This window comes from Neoroseomonas soli (assembly GCF_018129065.1).
Classification (GTDB): domain Bacteria; phylum Pseudomonadota; class Alphaproteobacteria; order Acetobacterales; family Acetobacteraceae; genus Neoroseomonas; species Neoroseomonas soli.
Genome location: NZ_JAAEDM010000057.1, coordinates 20748 through 33638 on the forward strand (window position 1 = coordinate 20748; position 12891 = coordinate 33638).

General features: G+C 70.5%; 12 protein-coding genes. 3 read left to right on the plus strand and 9 right to left on the minus strand.

Annotated features, from left to right (window positions below):
- Nucleotides 1-147 precede the first annotated feature (147 nt).
- The 7 genes from GXW76_RS17895 to atpH form a co-directional block, all read right to left on the minus strand.
- Entirely contained in the window at nucleotides 148-1278 is a 1131-nt protein-coding gene (locus GXW76_RS17895; protein ID WP_211863461.1) for a type III PLP-dependent enzyme, read from the minus strand.
- Between the two features lie 581 nt (nucleotides 1279-1859).
- A complete protein-coding gene (locus GXW76_RS17900) occupies nucleotides 1860-2720 on the minus strand; it encodes a ferritin-like domain-containing protein (RefSeq protein WP_211863462.1) in 861 nt (286 codons plus the stop codon).
- A 203-nt stretch (nucleotides 2721-2923) separates the two neighbouring features.
- A complete protein-coding gene (gene atpC / locus GXW76_RS17905) occupies nucleotides 2924-3334 on the minus strand; it encodes an ATP synthase F1 subunit epsilon (RefSeq protein WP_211863463.1) in 411 nt (136 codons plus the stop codon).
- A 212-nt stretch (nucleotides 3335-3546) separates the two neighbouring features.
- Complete coding sequence (gene atpD, locus GXW76_RS17910) at nucleotides 3547-4974, minus strand: F0F1 ATP synthase subunit beta (protein WP_211863464.1); 1428 nt, start codon at nucleotides 4972-4974, stop codon at nucleotides 3547-3549.
- Between the two features lie 13 nt (nucleotides 4975-4987).
- Nucleotides 4988-5872, minus strand: a complete 885-nt coding sequence (locus GXW76_RS17915) for a F0F1 ATP synthase subunit gamma (RefSeq protein ID WP_211863465.1) — start codon at nucleotides 5870-5872, stop codon at nucleotides 4988-4990.
- Nucleotides 5873-5897: 25 nt separating this feature from the next.
- The gene (atpA, locus tag GXW76_RS17920; protein WP_211863466.1) at nucleotides 5898-7430 is read right to left on the minus strand and encodes a F0F1 ATP synthase subunit alpha; all 1533 of its coding nucleotides are present in this window, start codon (nucleotides 7428-7430) and stop codon (nucleotides 5898-5900) included.
- A 1-nt stretch (nucleotide 7431) separates the two neighbouring features.
- Nucleotides 7432-8031, minus strand: coding sequence for an ATP synthase F1 subunit delta (gene atpH / locus GXW76_RS17925; protein WP_338150986.1), 600 nt, complete (start codon nucleotides 8029-8031; stop codon nucleotides 7432-7434).
- Nucleotides 8032-8255: 224 nt separating this feature from the next.
- On the opposite strand from atpH, the gene GXW76_RS17930 reads away from it, so the two are divergent.
- On the plus strand, nucleotides 8256-8942 hold the full coding sequence (locus tag GXW76_RS17930) for an RraA family protein (protein ID WP_211863467.1): 687 nt from the start codon (nucleotides 8256-8258) through the stop codon (nucleotides 8940-8942).
- On the opposite strand, the gene GXW76_RS17935 is transcribed toward GXW76_RS17930, so the two are convergent.
- Entirely contained in the window at nucleotides 8929-9696 is a 768-nt protein-coding gene (locus tag GXW76_RS17935) for a sulfite exporter TauE/SafE family protein (protein ID WP_211863468.1), read from the minus strand. The two genes, GXW76_RS17930 and GXW76_RS17935, sit on opposite strands and share 14 nt — an antisense overlap.
- A 104-nt stretch (nucleotides 9697-9800) precedes the next feature.
- On the opposite strand from GXW76_RS17935, the gene zapE reads away from it, so the two are divergent.
- Nucleotides 9801-10994, plus strand: a complete 1194-nt coding sequence (zapE, locus tag GXW76_RS17940) for a cell division protein ZapE (protein WP_246514481.1) — start codon at nucleotides 9801-9803, stop codon at nucleotides 10992-10994.
- On the opposite strand, the gene GXW76_RS17945 is transcribed toward zapE, so the two are convergent.
- Complete coding sequence (locus tag GXW76_RS17945; protein WP_211863469.1) at nucleotides 10987-12528, minus strand: glycosyltransferase family 61 protein; 1542 nt, start codon at nucleotides 12526-12528, stop codon at nucleotides 10987-10989. The genes zapE and GXW76_RS17945 overlap by 8 nt on opposite strands.
- A gap of 141 nt (nucleotides 12529-12669) precedes the next feature.
- Here GXW76_RS17945 and GXW76_RS17950 point away from each other — a divergent pair.
- Nucleotides 12670-12891 (plus strand): hypothetical protein (locus GXW76_RS17950; RefSeq protein ID WP_211863470.1); only part of this gene is annotated, 222 nt, incomplete at its 3' end.

The window sequence follows — 12891 nt, forward strand, 5'->3', positions numbered from 1 at the left end:
AGAAGGCCCGCCCCGGCCTTCGCGGAAAGGCCTCGCGCGGCCGCTCGGAGGCGCCAAGGAGGCGTCAGCGCCGCCGATGGCCGGCATCGGCGCTGCTGATCCCTCGCGATCCGGTCCGGAGAGGCGGCGCCACCCCGGACCGCGCGGTCAGATGTAGTGTTCCGCCAGCGGGCGGAAGCCGTTGAAGGCCTGGGATGCGTAGCTCGTCACATAGGCCCCGGTGGAGAGCAGTTCCACGCGGTCCCCGCAGTCCAGCGCCAGCGGCAGGCGGTAGTTGGACTTCTCGTAGAGCGTGTCCGTGCTGTCGCAGGTGGGGCCGGCGATGGTCACGGGGCCGTCCGACCCGCCGTCATGCGGCGTGCGGAAGGTGTACTTGATCGCCTCGCCTTCGGTTTCGGCCAGGCCGCCGAAACGGCCGATGTCGAGATAGACCCAGCGCACCGGGTCGTCCTTGCCCTTACGGGAGACGAGCACGACCTCGGCGCTGACCACGCCCGCGTCGCCGACGAGGAAGCGGCCAGGTTCGATCAGCATCTCCGGCAGGTCATTGCCGAAATGCCGGGTCATGGCGCCCATGATGGCGGTGCCGAAATCGTCGATGCCCGGCACTTCCTGCCGGTAGCGCACCGGGTAGCCGCCACCGAGGTTCACCATGCGCAGCTTCACCCCCGCTTCCTTGAGGTCGGTGAAGAGCATGGCGACACGCGCGATGGCGCCTTCATAGGCCGCCGTGCTGGTCTGCTGGCTGCCGACGTGGAAGGAGATGCCGTAGGGGTCGAGGCCGAGCTCGCGCGCCTTCACCATCAGTTCGCGCGCCATTTCCAGCTCGCAGCCGAACTTGCGGCTGAGCGGCCATTCCGCGCCCTTGTTCTCGACCAGGATGCGGCAATAGACGCGCGCGCCCGGCGCATGCTTCGCGATCTTCAGCAGCTCGGGCTCGCTGTCGAAGGCGAACATGGTCACGCCGGCCTCGTGCGCCGCCTTGATGGCGGCGACCTTCTTGATGGTGTTGCCGTAGGAGATCGCATCCGGCCGCGCGCCGGCGGCGAGGCAGGCCTCGATCTCCTCCCACGACGCCGCGTCGAAGGAAGAATCGAGTCCCGTCAGGCGCGACAGGATCGGCGCAGCGGGATTGGCCTTCACCGCGTAGTAGACGCGCGCCAGCGGCAGCGCGTCCTTCAGGCGACGGTAGTTCTCCTCCACGCGGTCCACGTCGAGGACGAGGCACGGCGTGGCGGGCACATGGTCGCGCAAGAATTGGGCGATCTTGGGGATCATCGCCGCACCTCTCCAGGCTCCAACGGGCCGCCTGTCCAGGCGACGGCCCAAGGTTGACGAAACGGTCGAACGAACCAGCGACCAAAGAGGACCGCGCGGCTGGCGCCGAACGGGGTTGCCAGAACGCTTGACGTCGTTGCGTAAACCCTTTGGCCGTGTTGGGGCCGGGGGCCAGAGGCACGTGCGTACTGCGTCTGAGCGGGCCTATACGCCCGGTCGCCCGGCACGAAAAGAAGAAATTTCGGTCGGGCCGAAGATTTTTCTCAAGTGCGGCAGAACGCCCGGAAACTGGCCAGAGGCGGCCCTGGGTTTCGGGGGATTTGACCCGCTGGTTCGGCGAATCGCAGGAAGCTTGCCTGTCCGCCCGGGGCGCCTTCGCCTCCCCATCGGGCTCCACCACCAGGGAAAGCACCCCCTGCGCTCGCGATGCCCCGAAGTCACGGTTTCCAAAGGCCCTTCGGCCTTTGGCGGGTGGGGCTCGGGGAGGGCAGAGCCCTCCCCGGTCGATGTGTGGAGTTCGGGAAGGCCGGCGCCCTACCCGATCATAGCAAGTCGTTCCGGAGGGGCCGGAGCCCTCTCCCTCAAGCCGCCTTCGCAGGCGTCGCCGCGTTCTCGTTCACCGCCCGGCGCAGCGCCTGCTGGTAACGGTCCCGCCGCCAGCACAGCAGGCGCCAGGCGCCTTTGGCCGCGATGTCCGACATCCGCCCGCGCGGATCGAGGCCGATCGACTTGAAGATCATGCCCATCGCCCGCTCGATGTGGCGAAAGCGATAGAAGCCCATCGCCCGGCCCATGTAGCCGGTGATGCAGCGGTCATGGTCGTAGGGCGTGCCCTCGGCCTCGTTGCCGCAGTGGAAGGCGTAGGCGAGTTCGTCGTCCTCGCTCTCCCCGATCCGTCCGAGCGCCACCCGCAGGCGCTTCGCGAAGGAGAGGTTCTCCCGCGCCAGGTAGCGCTTCATGTGGTCGTAGAAGAGCTTGAAGTGCCGGTACTCGTCCGCAGCGATCAACCGGCAGACCTGCTTCAGCACCGGCTCCTCCGTCGCGTCGCCGAGCGCGCTGTAATAGGAGGAGGTGCCGGTTTCCACCATGCAGCGCGCGATCAGCTCGCCGGTGCGCGAGCCGCGAATCGACGCGTCGGCGTCGAGCTGGATCTTGTAGCCCTCGCGGTAGCGCACGAAGGCCGCCTGGAAGTCCCAGCCCGGATCAGCGAGTTCGCCCCAGCGGCCGAGCGCGTCACCGTGCTGCGTCTCCTCCACGCCCCAGTAGTCGGTGGCGGCGCGGAAGTCGGGATCGTCGTGGAAGACGCGCGACAGGTAGGTGACGTAATCGACGGCATTGCGCTCGACCATCGCGGCGGCCTTCACCAACGGCACGACGTCGGGATGGACCTTGGTCGGATCGAAGCGGTCCCAGTCCACCTCGTCGATATGCCAATGCTTCATGCCATCCTCGTCAGCACACTCGCAGCCAGTCCGGCGGCGCGTGCCCGCCGGACGGTGATGGATGCCGTGACATCTTCGCCCGCCCCGTGGCGGATTCAAGGCAGGCTGTCACGGATGCGCGCCACCGTGTCTGCGCTGCATCAAACCGGCGCGCGCTGACGCCGCGCCGAAGCCTGCGGAGTGGCGCCAAGCGGCGCCGGCCGTCAGGCCGCCTGGGCGGCGGCCAGCATCGCGCGCGCGGAGAGCAGCCTGGCCATCGCGGCCTCGCGCTTCTCCGGCGTGGCGTCGGTGGCCTCGGCGAGCGCCTTCTCGCAATCGGCGATGCGGCGCTCGGCGTCGGCCTTGGAGAGTTGCGCGACCGGCGTCGCTTCCTCGGCGAGGATGGTCACGCGCGTCGGCGTCACCTCTGCGAAGCCGCCGGCGACGAAGAGCTTCTCGGTATCCTGCCCGCCCTCGCGCACGGAGATGACGCCGCCGCGCAGCGCGACGATCATCGGCGCGTGGCCGGGCAGCACGCCCATCTCGCCCTCGGCGGCAGGCAGCACCGCCATCTCGACCGGCCGGGAGAGCAACAGCTTCTCGGGGGAGACGAATTCGAGCTGGAAGGTGGCCATCGGAAACGCTCCCTAGATCCCTCGCTAGCGTCCTGGCTAGCCCGCAACCGGCGCACCCATCCAATCTGGGCATCGCCCCTGGAGGATCCGGCCGCACAGCGGCCGGCGCCGCCCACTCGACTTTCCCTCAGGCGCAACCGCGATGCGGCGGAGCCAAGGCGGCCGGATGGCCGCCGCCCGGCGCCTGAGGGCACACGGAAGAAGGTGGCCGCTTATGCGGCCGCCTTGAGCCCCTCGGCCTTCTTCACCGCCTCTTCGATGGTGCCGACCATGTAGAAGGCGGCTTCCGGCAGGTGGTCGTACTCGCCCTTGCAGATCGCGGCGAAGGACCGGATCGTGTCCTCGAGCTTCACGAACACGCCCGGCGTGCCGGTGAAGACTTCCGCCACGTGGAAGGGCTGCGACAGGAAGCGCTGCATCTTGCGCGCGCGCGCCACGACCAGCTTGTCCTCCTCCGAGAGCTCGTCCATGCCGAGAATGGCGATGATGTCCTGCAGCGACTTGTAGGTCTGCAGGATGCGCTGCACTTCGCGCGCGGTGTTGTAGTGCTCCTCGCCGACGATGCGCGGGTCGAGCGCACGCGACGTGGAGTCCAGCGGGTCGACGGCCGGGAAAATGCCGAGCTCGGCGATCGAACGGTTGAGCACCGTCGTGGCGTCGAGGTGGGCGAAGGAAGTCGCCGGCGCCGGGTCGGTCAGGTCGTCCGCAGGCACGTAGATGGCCTGCACGGACGTGATCGAGCCCTTCTTCGTCGAGGTGATGCGCTCCTGCAGCGCGCCCATGTCGGTGGCCAGCGTCGGCTGGTAGCCCACCGCGGAGGGGATGCGGCCCAGCAGCGCCGACACCTCGGCGCCCGCCTGGGTGAAGCGGAAGATGTTGTCGATGAAGAAGAGCACGTCCTGGCCCTGCTCGTCGCGGAAGTATTCCGCCATCGACAGGCCGGACAGCGCCACGCGCGCGCGGGCGCCCGGCGGCTCGTTCATCTGGCCGTACACCAGGGCCACCTTGGAGCCCTCGGTGTTGCCCTCGTTCAGCTTGATGACGCCGGCGTCGCACATCTCGTGATAGAGGTCGTTGCCCTCACGGGTACGCTCGCCCACGCCGGCGAAGACCGACACGCCGCCATGGCCCTTGGCGACGTTGTTGATCAGTTCCTGAATGGTGACGGTCTTGCCCACGCCGGCGCCGCCGAACAGGCCGATCTTGCCGCCCTTCAGGTACGGGGCCAGCAGGTCGATGACCTTGATGCCCGTGACAAGGATCTCCGCCGCGGTCGCCTGCTCGTCGAAGGCCGGCGCATCGCGGTGGATGCTGTAGGACTTCTCGTGCGGCACCGGGCCGCGCTCGTCGATCGGCTCGCCGATGACGTTCAGGATGCGCCCCAGCGTGCCCGGGCCGACCGGCACCGTGATCGGCGCGCCCGTGTCCACCACTTCCGTGCCGCGCACGAGGCCGTCCGTGGTGTCCATGGCGATGGTGCGCACGGTGCGCTCGCCGAGGTGCTGCGCCACTTCGAGGACCAGGGTGCGGTCCTCGATCTTGCACTGCAGCGCGTTCAGGATGGAGGGCAGGTCCTGCGGGAACTGCACGTCCACGACGGCGCCCAGCACCTGCGTGATCTTGCCGACGTTGTTCTTCATCGTGTCGTGCTCCTCAGACCGCCTCGGCACCGGAGATGATCTCGATCAGCTCCTTGGTGATGTTGGCCTGGCGTGTGCGGTTGTAGTTGAGGGTGAGCTTGTTGATCATCTCGCCGGCGTTGCGCGTCGCGTTGTCCATCGCCGTCATCTGGCTTCCGTAGAAGCCGGCGTTGGTCTCGAGCAGCGAACGGTAGATCTGCACGGCAAGGTTCTGCGGCAGCAGGGAGGCGAGGATCTCATCCTCGGCCGGCTCGTATTCATAGAGCGCCTGCGGGCCCTCCAGAGCATCGGAGTCGGCTTCGGGCAGCGCGGCCGGGATCAGCTGCTGCTCGGACGGCACCTGCGTGATCACGTTGCGGAAGCGGTTGTAGATCAGCGCGCAGACGTCGTACTCGCCCGCTTCCAGCATCGCCGTGATCTTCGCCGCGACCTCGGCCGCATCCTCGAAGCCCACCACCTTCTTGCCGGCGAAGGAGATCTCGCCGACGAAGCGGGAGCCGAACTCGCGCCGCAGAAAGGTGGCGCCCTTGCGGCCGACCGCGAGGATCTTCACCGTCTTGCCGGCGGTCTCCAGCTCCCGGATGCGGGTGCGGGCGAAACGGCCGACATTCGTGTTGAAGGCGCCGGCCAGGCCGCGATCGCCGGACACGACGACCAGCAGATGGACCTGGTCGCCGCCGGTGCCGACCAGCAGACGCGGCGCGTCGGGCTGGCCCGCCACCGCGGCGCCGAGGGACGCGAGCATGCGCTCCATCCGTTCGGCATAGGGGCGCGCCGATTCGGCGCGGTTCTGCGCGCGGCGAAGCTTGGCCGCCGCCACCATCTTCATCGCCTGCGTGATCTTCCGCGTGGACTTCACGCTGTTGATCCGCATGCGCAGGGCCTTCAGGCTCGCCATGGGTGGCTCTCCGCGCCTTGCCTACTCAGCCGAAGGACTTCGCGAAGGCATCCAGGAAGGCGACCAGCTTCGTCTCGGTCTCCTTCTTGATCTCGCGGTCGTTGCGGATCGCCTCGACGATGCCGGGCTCGCGGGACTTGATGTCCGCAAGCAGGCGGCTCTCGAACTCGCCCACCTGGCCGACCGAGATGCGGTCCAGGTAGCCGCGGGTGCCGGCGAAGATCGAGATCACCTGCTCCTCGACCGGCACCGGCTTGTACTGCGGCTGCTTCAGCAGCTCGGTCAGGCGGGCGCCGCGGGCGAGCAGCGCCTGCGTCGTGGCATCGAGGTCCGAGGCGAACTGCGCGAAGGCCGCCATTTCGCGGTACTGCGCCAGCTCGAGCTTGATCTTGCCGGCGACCTGCTTCATCGCCTTGATCTGCGCCGCGGAGCCCACGCGGGACACCGACAGACCGACGTTCACGGCCGGACGGATGCCCTTATAGAACAGCTCGGTCTCGAGGAAGATCTGCCCGTCGGTGATCGAGATGACGTTCGTCGGGATGTAGGCCGACACGTCGCCCGCCTGCGTCTCGATCACCGGCAGCGCGGTCAGCGAACCGGCACCGAAGTCGTCGTTCATCTTCGCCGCGCGCTCGAGCAGGCGCGAGTGCAGGTAGAACACGTCGCCCGGATAGGCTTCGCGGCCCGGCGGACGGCGCAGCAGCAGCGACATCTGGCGGTAGGCGACGGCCTGCTTGGACAGGTCGTCGTAGAAGATGACCGCGTGCATGCCGTTGTCGCGGAAGAACTCGCCCATCGCGCAGCCGGAATACGGCGCGAGGAACTGCATCGGCGCCGGGTCGGACGCGGTGGCGGCCACGATGATCGAGTACTCGAGCGCGCCCTGCTCCTCCAGCGTCTTCACGAGCTGGGCCACGGTGGAGCGCTTCTGCCCGACCGCGACGTAGATGCAGTAGAGCTTCTTCGACTCGTCGCCGGACTGGTTGATCGGCTTCTGGTTGATGATCGTGTCAAGGATCACCGCCGTCTTGCCGGTCTGGCGGTCGCCGATGATCAGCTCGCGCTGGCCGCGGCCGATCGGGATCAGGCTGTCGATCGCCTTGATGCCCGTCTGCATCGGCTCGTGCACCGACTTGCGGGGAATGATGCCCGGCGCCTTCACCTCGACGCGGGTGCGGGTGACATCCACCAGCGGACCCTTGCCGTCGATCGGGTTGCCGAGTGCGTCCACGACGCGGCCAAGCAGGCCCTTGCCGACCGGCACGTCCACGATCGAGCCGGTGCGGGAGACGGTGTCGCCCTCGCGGATGCCCCGGTCGTCGCCGAAGATCACGACGCCGACATTGTCGGCCTCGAGGTTCAGCGCCATGCCGCGAATGCCGGCGCCGGGGAATTCCACCAGCTCACCGGCCATGACGTTCTGCAGGCCGTAGACGCGCGCCACGCCGTCGCCGACGGTCAGGACGGTGCCGACCTCGGCCACGTTCGCCTCGGCATCGAACCCGGCGATCTGCTGCTTGAGGATCTCCGAGATTTCCGCGGGACGGATGTCCATATCAGGCGGCCCCCTTCATGGCGTACTGCAGGCGCTGCAGCTTGGACTTGATGGAATTGTCGTAGAGGCGGGACCCGATCCGGACGATCAGGCCGCCAAGGATGGACGGGTCGATGTGCTCGGAGAGGCGGACGCCGGACAGGCCGGCCTCCGTCAGCCGCGCGACGATCTGCGTGCGCTGCGTCTCCGACAGCGGATGGGCGGTGGTCACATCGGCGGTCTGCTGGCCGCGGCGTTCCGCGAGCAGCGCGCCGAAGGCCTGCGCCACCGCGGGCAGGGAGGCCAGCCGGCGGTTGGTGATCATCACGCCGACGAGGTTGCGGACCTCGGTGCCGATGCCGCCGCGGTCGAGGATCGCGAAGGTCCCCGCGCGCTGCTTCGCCGCGCCGAGGCGCGGATCGGCGATGAAGTCACGGAACCCGGCATCGTCGCGCCACAGGCCGAGCAGGCCCTCGAGGTCGGCGGCGATGCGGTCGAGCACGTCCGGTTCGGCCGCGCGCTTGTCATCGGCAAGGCCGAGCAGCGCCTGGGCATAGCGCGCGGGCGCGCCGACCGGGTTCGGCATGGAGGAGGAGGCGGTATGGATTGTCTCGGCGGCCACGGGCGATCCCGGTCCTGTTTACTGGTGGGCTGCGCAAAGGTCATGGCCGCGCGAGGGCATCCCTCGGCGGCGGCGGGCGATTAACATGGCGTCACACGCACCGCAACCGACCCGCCGCCAGATTCCGCCCATGCCGCGACACTTGTCGTGACAAATTCGGGCGCGCGGCTGGACGGGATCCGCCCCGCGGGCCAGCATTCCCGCCGGATCCGAGGGGAAACGCCATGCTCGACAACCCGCCGCTGCTCACCATCCATCGCGGCCACCGCCGCCCGGACCCGGCGCTGGTCGCGGCCTTCCGCGGGGCGCAGACCTCCCACTTGGCCGATGCCATGGATGGCCGGGGGGCGCTCGACTACCGGATCAAGCCGATGGATGCGGAAAACGCGGTCTTCGCCGGCCCGGCGCTGACCGCCTTCGCCTATCCGGCCGACATCGTCGGCGTCTATGGCGCCCTGGCCGAGGCCGAGCCGGGCGACGTGCTGGTCGTCGCCAACGACGCCTACACGGCCACGGCGGTGATCGGCGACATCGTCGCCGGGATGCTGAAGAACAAGGGCGTGGCCGCCTTCGTCACCGACGGGCTGGCGCGCGACCGGGCCGGCATCGTCGCCACCGGCCTGCCGGTCTTTGCCGCCGGGATCATGCCGGCCTCCCCCGCCGCCAACGGGCCGGGCGTGGTGGGCGCGCCCGTGACGCTGGGCGGCCAGCATGTCCGCCCGGGCGACATCATCGTGGGCGATGCCGACGGCGTGGTGGTCGTGCCGCTCGATCAGGCGGAGGCCGTGCTGGAACGCCTCGCGGCCATCCGGGTGGCGGAGGCCAAGGCCATCGCGGCGGTCGAATCGGGCAGCACGGCCACCGACCGCATCCGCCACATCGTCGCCGGGGCCCGCATCATCGGCCCGTGAGCGGATCCCACAGCGGCATGCCGAGCACGGCGGCCGCCAGGATCAGGGCGTAGCCGGCGCGGCGGAAGGTCGTCTCGCTGGCCAGCCCGAACAGCGCGGCGCCGCCCCACAGCCCCGCCGCGTAGGACGGCCCCGCGGCCAGCGCCAGCCAGGCGCTGTCCCAGCCGATCAGCCCGCGCCAGGCATAGGCGGCGGTGACCACCGCCGTCAGGATGGCGAAATAGAGGTTCATGTTGGCCCGCACCGTCAGCGCCGGGGCCGAGCGGCCGAGCCACCAGACCGCCGGCGCCACGCCGCCGAGCATGGCCGTGCCGCTCATCACCCCGCCGACGACGCCGACGCCGACCGTCAGCGGCACCGATCCCGCCCCGTGGTATCGCCAGCCGGAGGCGAGCACCGTCGCCGCCATCAACACCAGCCCGGTCAGCCCCCAGCGCAGCGCCACCGGGTCGGCATAGGCGAGGATCAGCGCCCCGAAGGGCACCGCGAAGATCGCGCCCACGGCCATGACCGAGACCTCCCGCCGCGCCGCATGCCGCCAGGCGCCGCGCAGGAACAGCAGACAGGCGACGCATTCGAGCAGCGCCAGCACCGGCACCGCCGCGCGCGGCCCCACCGCGGCGGCGGCCAGCGGCACGAAGACCAGGGCGGCCCCGAAGCCCGAGAAGCCGCGCGACAGGCCGCCGACGATCGCCGCCCCGGCGACGCCGAGCAGCGCACCCAGGGGCGGCAGGTTGGCGAGAAGGAAGTCCATGCGCGCGCAGCCTCGGCCGCCGGACCGCCGCCGTCCAGGGCGGGGCCGGCATGACCCGGCCGCGGTTGTCGCCTGCCCAGCCGCGGGCTACAGCGTGCCGCGTCATGAGCCCCCCACCGGACGCCATGCCGGCCGCGTCGCCGGGCGCCCCCTCCGCATCCCTCTCCGAAGGCCCGCTGCCGGCGCTGCGCGCGCGCATCGCCGGCGGGGCCATCGCCGCCGACCCGGCGCAGGAACTCGCGGCGGAGAAGCTGCAGGACCTCTGGCGCCGCACCCGCGGCTACGACCCGAAGGTGGATCCGCCCGAGACCGGCGGCTTCCTCGGCCGCTTCTTCCGCCGCAAGCCGGTGGACGAGGCGCCGAACGGCGCGCCTCTCGGCCTCTACCTCGTGGGCGAGGTCGGGCGCGGCAAGTCCATGCTCATGGACCTGTTTTTCGCCAGCGCCGACGTGGCGCGGAAGAAGCGGCTGCACTTCCACCAGTTCATGCAGCAGGCGCATCGCCGCATCCATGAATGGAAGAAGCAGCACGGCGACACCACGGACCCCATCCCGCCGCTCGCCGATTCGATCGTGGCCGAGGCCGCGCTGCTCTGCTTCGACGAATTCCAGGTGCACGACATCGCCGACGCGATGATCCTCGGCCGGCTGTTCGAGGCGCTGTTCGCCCGCGGCGTGGTGATCGTCGCCACCTCCAACACCGCGCCGGACGACCTGTTCAGGGGCAAGCCGGGGCGCGACGCCTTCCTGCCCTTCATCCAGCTCATCAAGAAGCGGATCGAGGTGCTGCACCTCGAAGCCGCGCGCGACTACCGGCGCGAACGCATCCGCGGCCTGCCGACCTGGCACGTGCCGCCCGACGGCCGCGCCGAGCGCGCGATGGACGCCGCCTTCGCGGAACTGACGGGCGACACGCCGGCAAAGCCAACGAGACTGACGCTGCTCGGCCGTGCGGTGGAAGTGCCGCAGGCCGCCCGCGGCGTGGCGCGCTTCGAGTTCGACGAGATCTGCGGCAGGCCGCTCGGCCCCGCCGACTACCTGGCCGTCGCGACCCACTTCCACACGGTGGTGCTGGACGGGATCCCGCGCCTCGGCCCCGAGAACTTCGACAAGGCGCGCCGCTTCATCACGCTGATCGACGCGCTCTACGAGCACCGCTGCAAGCTGGTGGCGAGCGCCGAGGACTACCCCGACCGCCTCTATGAGCGCGGCGAGAACGCCGCGATGTTCGAGCGCACCGCCTCCCGCCTGGTGGAGATGCAGAGCCAGGACTACCTGGCCCTCCCGCACCTCACCTGAGGCGCAGCGGCACCGATGCCTCCTCCGGCCCGGGCGGGTCGGCGAGGAACTCCTCCAGCGCCGCCACCGCCTCCGGGATGGAGACGCGCCAGCGGCCGGTCAACTCGTCGCAGGGCTCGACCCAGGCGAGATGGGGATGGCCGCGCAGGCGGGAGATGCGCGTCATGCACAGCCGCACCAGGAGCGAGCGCGGCATGGCCGGCATCAGCTCGAAGACCTTCACGCCGGGGCGCGCCAGCGCCAGCAGGGCGAGCCCCGCCCCGTGCGGCGCGACGATCACCGAGGCCGCGCGCACCGCGCGGACCTGCTCCGCGAAGGGCAGGCGGGACATCATCACTGCAACGAAGCCCATGGCCTCCAGCACGGCCTCGAACTCCGCCTCGTTCTCCATCGGCCGCAGGGCGGCGTCGCGGCGGGAGATGTAGAGACGCGGCCCGCCCGGCGGGGGAAGGCTGCTGGCCGCATCGGCGGCGGCGGCGATTCGGTCGTGCAGCGCGGCGGCCGGACTCCCCGCCTCCGCCCGCCCGGTCCGGTGGGTGACGCTGTAGAGCACATCCACCCGGCAGGCCTCGCCGACCGGCAGCACCGGCAGGTCCGGCCCGGCGAGCAGGTCGAGGCTCGCCGTCTGGAAGGGAGCGGCGTCGTCGCGCACCAGGATCGGCAGGCTGCGCGGCACGCCCGGGGCGAATCGCCAGGCGAAGCTCGGCAGGTAGCCGTTCAGCCAATGGTGCAGGTTGTTGGTCACGCCGGTGGCGAGCACGCCGGCGGGGATGCGGGGGGCCACCGTCATGGCCGCGCGCGCGCTGCCGGGCAGCGACGTGACCAGCATGCCGAGCACGCCGCCGTCCGGCCGCCAGATGTGGCCGTGCCGGTTCACGAACACGTCGCGATGGACCACGACCTGGGGGGTATCCTCCTCGCGCAGCTCCTGCTCGGCCCGCGCGGCCAGGCCCAGTGCCAGATCCGCGAAGGCGGGATCCACGCCGGGGGCCAGGCGCAACCGCGGCGACAGCGCGGGCAGGACGAGCGGACCCGGGTCGGGGTGGGCGAAGATGGCGCGTTCCGTCTCCTCCGCCCGTGCCCCGGAGAGGCGGCGTTCCAGGGCGCGGGCCGCGTCGCGCACCGTCGGGTCGGCGCGGGCGTCGAGGCGGATCGCGGCCAGGGTCCCGCCAACCGGGCCTCGCGCCTCAATGTCCCAGACCGTGGCGGGGTCGCAGCAGAGCACGGCCCAGGCCTGCTGGGCGTTGCCGGTGGCGGCGAGGCGCGCCGCCGCGGCCGCGCGGATCCGGTGCGGCAGCTCGGCGACGATCACCAGCCGGACGGCCCAGGCCAGCGCCTCCGGGTCGCGCACCGCGAGCGCCGCTTCCACCGCACGGACGAAAAGGCCGGGACGCAGCCGGTCGGCCGGCTGGGAGCGCAGGAGATCGAGGACCCCCTGCCAGTCCCCGGCGGTGACCATCTCATGGGTCAGTCGGCCAATGGCGCCGGGCGCAAGCGGTGCCTTGGAAGGCGCTATCGAAGCGGAATCGTTCATCGGGGGGCCAGGATTCTCGGGGCTTGCCAGGACGGCCTCGGTGGGGTTCATCAAAACGTGGAAGCGCCGGATCTTTCCAGCCCATGGTGGATCGGTCTAGCCTGCGTGAAATATCACGCAACGAATCGAGAGGTTGAACGCATGCGGTTCCTGGCCTCGGCGCTGATTGCCCTTGCCACCCTGTCCTGGTCCGTCATGCCGGCGGAGGCGCGCAGCCGCACCCAGCAACAGGCCCAGGCGCAGTCCCGGCCGGTGGCGTCGCAGACCACGCGCGCGGCGGCGACGCGGCGGACCGAGGTGCCGCAGCGACAGGCCCGTGCATCCCAGCCGACCGGCCGCCAGGCCGCGGCCCCCCGCCAGGCG

Coding starts and splice junctions, on each gene's coding strand:
- GXW76_RS17915 (WP_211863465.1), bottom strand. CDS start 5,872: ATGGCGAGCCTGAAGGCCCTGCGCATGCGGATCAACAGCGTGAAGTCC.
- atpA (WP_211863466.1), bottom strand. CDS start 7,430: ATGGACATCCGTCCCGCGGAAATCTCGGAGATCCTCAAGCAGCAGATC.
- GXW76_RS17900 (WP_211863462.1), bottom strand. CDS start 2,720: ATGAAGCATTGGCATATCGACGAGGTGGACTGGGACCGCTTCGATCCG.
- GXW76_RS17945 (WP_211863469.1), bottom strand. CDS start 12,528: ATGAACGATTCCGCTTCGATAGCGCCTTCCAAGGCACCGCTTGCGCCC.
- GXW76_RS17935 (WP_211863468.1), bottom strand. CDS start 9,696: ATGGACTTCCTTCTCGCCAACCTGCCGCCCCTGGGTGCGCTGCTCGGC.
- zapE (WP_246514481.1), top strand. CDS start 9,801: ATGAGCCCCCCACCGGACGCCATGCCGGCCGCGTCGCCGGGCGCCCCC.
- GXW76_RS17895 (WP_211863461.1), bottom strand. CDS start 1,278: ATGATCCCCAAGATCGCCCAATTCTTGCGCGACCATGTGCCCGCCACG.
- GXW76_RS17930 (WP_211863467.1), top strand. CDS start 8,256: ATGCTCGACAACCCGCCGCTGCTCACCATCCATCGCGGCCACCGCCGC.
- atpD (WP_211863464.1), bottom strand. CDS start 4,974: ATGAAGAACAACGTCGGCAAGATCACGCAGGTGCTGGGCGCCGTCGTG.
- atpC (WP_211863463.1), bottom strand. CDS start 3,334: ATGGCCACCTTCCAGCTCGAATTCGTCTCCCCCGAGAAGCTGTTGCTC.